The 7,276-nt window shown below is 45.8% G+C and carries 6 protein-coding genes; 4 read left to right on the top strand and 2 right to left on the bottom strand.

The features are described from left to right. Positions 1–560, bottom strand: a 560-nt coding sequence (locus tag PX484_RS25430; protein WP_288106212.1) for a tRNA-dihydrouridine synthase, incomplete at its 3' end; no start/stop codon positions are given. A gap of 199 nt (positions 561–759) precedes the next feature. Here PX484_RS25430 and PX484_RS25425 point away from each other — a divergent pair. Together PX484_RS25425 and PX484_RS25420 are read left to right on the top strand one after the other, a co-directional pair. Further along, complete coding sequence (locus PX484_RS25425; protein WP_002802157.1) at positions 760–2,334, top strand: glucose-6-phosphate isomerase; 1,575 nt, start codon at positions 760–762, stop codon at positions 2,332–2,334. 201 nt (positions 2,335–2,535) lie between these two features. After that, entirely contained in the window at positions 2,536–3,750 is a 1,215-nt protein-coding gene (locus PX484_RS25420; protein ID WP_002802158.1) for an ABC transporter permease, read from the top strand. A gap of 5 nt (positions 3,751–3,755) precedes the next feature. On the opposite strand, the gene hisD is transcribed toward PX484_RS25420, so the two are convergent. Further along, positions 3,756–5,012, bottom strand: coding sequence for a histidinol dehydrogenase (hisD, locus tag PX484_RS25415; protein ID WP_002802159.1), 1,257 nt, complete (start codon positions 5,010–5,012; stop codon positions 3,756–3,758). Between the two features lie 302 nt (positions 5,013–5,314). Between hisD and accC the strand changes: the two genes are divergently transcribed. Both accC and PX484_RS25405 read left to right on the top strand, forming a co-directional pair. After that, a complete protein-coding gene (gene accC, locus PX484_RS25410) occupies positions 5,315–6,661 on the top strand; it encodes an acetyl-CoA carboxylase biotin carboxylase subunit (protein WP_002802160.1) in 1,347 nt (448 codons plus the stop codon). A gap of 43 nt (positions 6,662–6,704) precedes the next feature. Continuing rightward, the gene (locus PX484_RS25405) at positions 6,705–7,274 is read left to right on the top strand and encodes a Uma2 family endonuclease (protein ID WP_287766164.1); all 570 of its coding nucleotides are present in this window, start codon (positions 6,705–6,707) and stop codon (positions 7,272–7,274) included. Positions 7,275–7,276: the final 2 nt, after the last annotated feature.

The raw sequence follows: 7,276 nt of genomic DNA, 5'->3' as shown, positions 1-7,276 counted from the left end.
GGCCCGTGATAACCCTGTTCCCTAGTGCGTGCGTGCAGGGTCAACATTTGCGCTCCCGCATCTTCCAAACGACGGGCAAAATCGATAATATTAATCTCTTGGGCGTTCCATCCCAAGCGAGTTTTCACCGTTACCGGCACCGATACCGCTCCCACCACTTCCCTAACAATTTGCTCGGCAATTTCTGGCTGTCGTAAAAGCGAAGAACCGCCGCCTTTTTTAGTAATTTTATTAACAGGACAACCCATATTAATATCGATGGTCATCGCTCCTTCTTTAACCGCTTTTTCCGCCGCTACAGCCATAAAATCGGGACGGCAATCAAATAACTGCATACTAATTGGTTGTTCTTTGTCCCCGATAACCATCAATTGCGGTAACTCTTGCAGCTGGGAGATTTCTGTCGCATTGACCATCTCGGTATAGAGCATGGAATCGGGAGCAAAGCGTCTCACCAAGCGCCGAAAAACTAAATCGGTGACACCGGATAAAGGTGATTGCAAGACGCGGCTATGCACTTCTAAGTTACCGATTTTGAGAGGGGATGAGTAGATAGCCATAGGACCGGTTAAAAAATCAACAGCCAACACCAGCAAACCGAACAATTAGGGGACAGTTCAGTCACTGTTAGTATTTTGCCAACCCCTAATATATGCTTAACCGTCAACTTCTAGCCTAAAACTACCTGTATGATGATTGGAGAGGATAGAATCCTATCTCCCCTAAACGAGTAATTAAACAAAAATTTCGCTTTTTTTTATGGATAATCTGCAACTCTGGCAACGTTACCAAGATTGGTTATACTATCACCCTAACCTAGAACTTTATCTCGATGTCAGTCGGATTCCCTTCGATGAGGCTTTTCTCAAAGGTCTAGAAGCAAAATTTGAGCGTGCTTTCCAAGATATGACAGCTTTAGAACAGGGTGCGATCGCCAATCCCGACGAACAGCGTATGGTCGGCCACTACTGGCTGCGCGCTCCTGAACTCGCTCCTAACCAGGAATTGCGGGACGAAATCACCGAACCCCTAGCACAGATCAAAGAATTTGTCAAGAAAATTCACTCCGGAGCGATTAAGCCGCCCAATCGGGGAAAATTTAGCCATATTCTCTGTGTAGGCATCGGGGGGTCTGCTTTGGGTCCCCAATTCGTTGCCGAGGCTCTATCCCCCCTTAATCCCCCCTTAGAGATTGCTTTTATTGATAATACCGACCCTAAAGGCATCGATCGCACCCTAGCCCATTTACCCCTAGCTACCACCCTGGTTATCGTCACCAGTAAATCCGGCGGCACTCCCGAAGCGAGAAACGGAATGTTAGAAGTCCGCAACGCTTACGAAAAACAAGATTTAGACTTTCCCCAACACGCGGTCGCCGTCACTATGCCTGGTAGCCAACTGGACAAATACGCCCAAGATTGGCTAACTCGTTTCCCCATGCAGGATTGGGTCGGTGGTCGTACATCCGAACTATCCGCCGTCGGTCTTCTCCCGGCCGCTTTGCAGGGTATCGACATCGATGAAATGTTAGCCGGGGCCAAAGAAATGGACATCGCCACCCGCGTCCATAACCTGAAAAAAAACCCTAGCGCCCTACTGGCTCTAGCTTGGTATCATGAGGGCAACGGCAAGGGAGAGAAAGATATGGTGATTCTGCCCTACAAAGACAGTCTCTATCTCTTTAGCCGCTATCTGCAACAATTGGTCATGGAGTCCCTCGGTAAAGAAAAAGACCTCGATGGCAATAAGGTGTACCAAGGCATCGCCGTCTATGGTAACAAAGGTTCTACGGACCAACACGCCTACGTCCAACAATTACGCGAAGGGATTCCCAATTTCTTCGCCACTTTTATTGAAGTGTTAAAAGACCGACAAGGAGACTCCATGGAAGTGGAAACCGGCTCCACTGCTGGCGATTTCCTCTCAGGATTACTGCAAGGTACTCGACAAGCTTTATACGAAAATAGTCGTCACTCTATCACTATCACTATCCCAGAGGTTACTCCCCGTCAGGTAGGAGCTTTAATTGCCCTCTACGAACGGGCCGTTAGTTTCTATGCTAGTTTAGTTAACATTAACGCCTACCATCAACCCGGGGTAGAAGCAGGGAAAAAAGCTGCCGCTTCTATTCTGGATTTACAAAGAAAAATCGTGCAAGTTGTTCGGGAAACGGGGACTGCTCTCGACCTAACCACTCTAGCGGCCAAAATCGGCGCTAGTGACCAAGTTGAAGCTATCTATAAAATTGTCCGTCATCTCAACGCTAATCGGCGCAGTTTAACTATTACTGGCGATTTAAGCAAACCGGAAACTCTCCAAATCTCTACCCGCTAATCAGTTATCAGTTATCAGTTATCAGTTATCAGATGTAAGTTATCAGTTATCAGTTATCAGTTATCAGTCGTCAGGAGATTATTTTTATTTATTCTCCCCACCTCATAATTCATAATTCATAATTCATAATTCATAATTCATAATTCATAATTCATAATTCATAATTCATAATTCCCCACTGATTACTGAATGTAACTAACCATGGAAATGCTCGAAAACCTGAAAATGGCTTTTTCCGCTTTGATGGGCAATAAACTGCGTAGTGGTCTGACTATGCTGGGAATTGCTATCGGTAACGCCTCCGTCATTGCCCTAGTGGGAGTGGGTGAAGGAGCGCAAAAAGTCGCCCTCGAGCAGTTTGAAGCTCTCGGACCGAATGTTTTATTTGTTTCTACTTCCTCGCGCAATGTCCGCCGGACAATTCCTAATCCCCGGCCTCTCACCTACGAAGATGCCCAAGCGATCGCATCTCAAGTTCCCGCCATTACCGCCATTTCTCCCGAATTGAGCGGTAAAAAAATCTTATCCTTCGGTAATAGAACCAGTAATAGTCCCCTGATTGGGGTGGGATCCCAGTACCTAAATGTGCGTAACCGTCAACTATCTAAGGGTAGATTTATTATGGAATCTGACCTGAAACGGGATAATCGGGTGATTGTCTTGGGATCGGAATTAGCCAAAAATCTCTTTGGTAATCGCAATCCCGTCGGCGAAAATCTTCGCATGGGCAATCTTAGTTTTCAAGTCATTGGAGTTTTACAGACGAAAGGCTCCTTATTTGAGACTAATCAGGACGATCGAGCTTTAATTCCCCTAACTACTATGTCTAATCAGGTTTTAGGGCGCAATTCTATCTATGGCATTCCCCTAACTCATATTTCTGTCTTGGCTAAAAACTCCGCCCAAATTAAAGCCGCTCAGTTTCAGATTAGCAACCTGCTGCAAATGCGTCATCAGGTCAGTGACGAGAATTATGTGCAGATTTTCCCCCAAACCACAGTCCTAGAAATGGCCAAAGAGACTAACGATAGTTTAACTAGAATGTTAGCCTCGATCGCCAGTATTTCCCTTTTTGTTGGCGGAATCGGCATAATGAATATTATGCTCGTGTCAGTCACGGAAAGAACCCAAGAAATCGGGTTAAGAAAGGCTTTAGGAGCGAAAGAAGGGGACATAAAAGGTCAATTTCTCATTGAATCGGTGATTTTAGCCACCACTGGCGGAATTATCGGGATTTTTGTCGGCATTCAAGGAATGTATCTAGCGGGAATTTTTGCCGCTTTAACCACCAGTATCTCAATCCCTGCCATAATTCTCGCTTTAGGAGTTTCTAGTGCCATCGGTCTAATTTTCGGTGTTGTTCCCGCTCATCATGCCGCTAAATTAGACCCAATAGTTGCTTTGAGAAGATTATAGTTTCTCTAGTTCTTGTCCTCACCTCGGGATTCTATACCCGCATCCGTTGCCGTAAATCCCTCCGCTTGCGCTAATATTTGCAGATTATGGGCTATGGAGGCGAAGGAATCGGCAGGATATTCGATTAAAGTGGCGGAATTGAGAAAAGTTTCCACTCCCACGGGACAACCCAAATAATCAGCCACCGCTTTTGGAGTAGTAGAACCAAGGAGAATAGTTCCCGATTGTCTCACAGAAGATATCTTTTCCCAAGGCTCATCGATCATTAAGGATAAATGGGTGGGAGCAAAAAGATTCGATAATTCGATCGCTTTCTCCAATGACTCCACCACCACGATTAAACCATAATGAGCGATCGCTTTTTCCGTCAACAATCTCTGGGGATGTATCTGTAACTGTTTTTGTACTTCTTCCTGTACTATTGGGGCCAAAGCCTTATCCGTCGTCAATAAAATCGCTGCCGCTAGGGAATACTGTTCCGCTTGCGCTAATAGATCTAGGGCCAACTGCCTGGGATTGGCTTGACTATCGGCAATAATAACTAGATCAGAAGTAATAGAGAGATAATCGATTTTTACATGGTCAGAAACCAGTTTTTTAGCCAAATTAGTATAAAAATCACCTATTCCGGCAATCATCTCCACGGGAGCGATCGTTTTTGTGCCGTAGGCTAAAGCGGCGATCGCCTGTGGTCCAGCCACCCGATAAATCTCACTAATACCCACCGATTGGGCTGCCACTAAAATCGCCGGATGGATGCGTAAATCCTCATCGGCGGGAGATACCATCACAATCCGTTTAACCCCCGCTATTTTGGCAGGAATCGCCTGTTGTAACAATAAACTGAGATAGGCCCGTTTCCCATCGGGAACGACAATTCCCACACTGTTAACCGGTTGATAACGTTTCCCTCGAACCGTACCATCCTCAGGAAACTGGACCCAGGCTTTGGGAAGACGCTGACGATGAAAAGCTTCCATTTTTGCACAGGCAACAGCGATCGCATTTAATAAATCCTGCGACACCTGTTGATAAGCGGCATCCAGTTCCGAGCCACTCACCTTAAGTTGTTGTAGATTAAGGGACTGTTGGTAGAATTTTTCCGTGTAATCCACCAACGATTGATCGCCAGCAAGTCGCACCTGATCGACAATCTCTCGGACAAGCGATTCTTTTTCCCGAATTTCCGGATCGTCGAACCGTTCCCGAATTCGTCTCAGTTCCGTTCTGGCTGACCATGGCTCTGTGATAATTCGCAACATCGAGCTATTATCCTCTAGGGGCGAAACGAGATTAAAAAGTTTTCACTCCTCACACTCTAGCTTATCGCTTTCAATCTTGACTGGGGAGGGCGACCGAGTCAGTTATTTTAGCCGTCGGTAGGTACGAGTCAGGAGATAGGAGTCAGGAGATAGCAGTCAGGAGATAGGAGATTATTTTATTTATTCTCCCCACACCCCACACCCCACACCCCACTTCCCCAACCCGATTTCCCCAAGGTAACAAAACCAGATATTCTACTAAATAGTCGCCTATCACACCAGCCTGATCTCGTGGTCGTCCAATGCAGTTTGCCAAGATATTAATCGCCAATCGCGGGGAAATCGCCTTAAGAATCCTTCATAGTTGCGAAGAATTGGGCATTAGAACCGTTGCCGTCCACTCTACCATCGATCGCCACGCCCTTCACGTTCAACTGGCCGATGAGAGTGTTTGTATTGGTCCGCCCCCAAGCAGCAAAAGTTACCTAAATATCCCTAATATCATCTCGGCTGCCCTAACACGCAACGCCACGGCCATCCATCCCGGTTACGGTTTTTTGGCAGAAAACGCTCGCTTTGCCGAAATTTGTGCCGATCATCAGTTAACTTTTATCGGTCCGTCTCCCAGTGCTATTCTGGCTATGGGTGATAAATCCACCGCTAAAAAAACCATGCAAAAAGCGGGAGTTCCCACTATCCCCGGCAGTGGTGGTTTAATTACCTCAGAAGCGGAAGCAAAACGTATCGCTGATGACATCGGTTATCCTGTCCTGATTAAAGCCACCGCTGGCGGTGGAGGGCGTGGGATGCGTCTTGTCAAGAGTGCAGATGAACTAGGTAATATGTTAAAAGCCGCCCAAGGGGAAGCAGAGGCGGCTTTTGGCAATTCGGGAGTATATCTAGAAAAATTTATCGAATGTCCCCGACATATCGAGTTTCAGATTTTGGCCGATAGTCACGGTAACGTGATCCATTTAGGAGAAAGAGACTGTTCGATTCAGCGACGACACCAAAAACTGCTAGAAGAGGCACCCAGCCCCTTCTTAACGCCCCATTTACGCTCAAAAATGGGTAATGCCGCCGTTAAAGCCGCTAAATCGATTAATTACGTCGGGGTGGGAACCGTGGAATTTTTAGTCGATAAACACGGTAATTTTTACTTCATGGAAATGAACACCCGTATTCAGGTGGAACACCCCGTCACGGAGATGATCACGGGGATAGACCTGATCCGAGAACAAATTCTGGTGGCACAGGGCGAAAAACTGCAAATTAAGCAAGATCAGGTGATATTTAGAGGACATTCGATCGAGTGTCGCATTAATGCCGAGGATCCCGATCGCAATTTTCGCCCCCACCCCGGCAAAATTAGCGGTTATCTGCCCCCCGGCGGTCCCGGTGTCCGCATGGATTCCCACGTTTACACCGATTACGAAATCCCCCCCTATTACGATTCCCTAATCGGTAAATTAATTGTCTGGGGAGAAAATCGCGAAACTGCGATTAAACGCATGAAACGCGCCCTGCGGGAATGTGCGATCACGGGAGTACCGACGACTATTGATTTCCATCGTAAAATATTGGAAACTCCCGCCTTTTTAGCTGGAGATGTTTACACTAATTTCATCCAGGAACATCTCTTGCCCTAGGGTGTTACCATGAATTTTAGACGAGAGTAGGTTGGGGATAATAATGACAGTAGAAGTTAAATTTGAATCTTGGCAACTCAGCGATGAACAGTTCTTTCAACTTTGTCAGGATAACCGAGATTTACGCTTGGAACGCAACCCAAAAGGAGATTTAATTATTATGCCACCAACGGGGGGAAAAACCAGCAATTCTAACGCTGGAATCACTGCCCAATTATGGTTATGGAATAACCTACATAAATTAGGTGTAGTTTTTGATTCTTCTGGAGGATTTAAACTACCAAATGGGGCCGATCGCTCTCCCGATGCTGCTTGGATACCTTTAGAAAAATGGCAAGCTTTAACCCCGCAACAAAAGGAAAGATTTTTACCTCTATCTCCCGATTTTGTCATTGAATTAATGTCTCCTAGTGACAACTTAGAAACTGCTAGGAAAAAAATGCAGGAATATTTAGATAATGGGACTCGTTTAGGTTGGTTAATCAATAGAAAAACTAGACAAGTAGAAATTTATCGTCAAGGACAGGCAGTAGAAATTTTAACTAATCCAGAGAGTTTATCGGGGGAAAATATTTTATCTCAATTTGTCTTAGAACTTGATAGTATTTGGTAATT

This window comes from Microcystis sp. M49636_WE2, from assembly GCF_030065375.1.
Taxonomy (GTDB): domain Bacteria; phylum Cyanobacteriota; class Cyanobacteriia; order Cyanobacteriales; family Microcystaceae; genus Microcystis; species Microcystis aeruginosa_C.
This window is presented reverse-complemented; position numbering and strand designations above follow the sequence as displayed.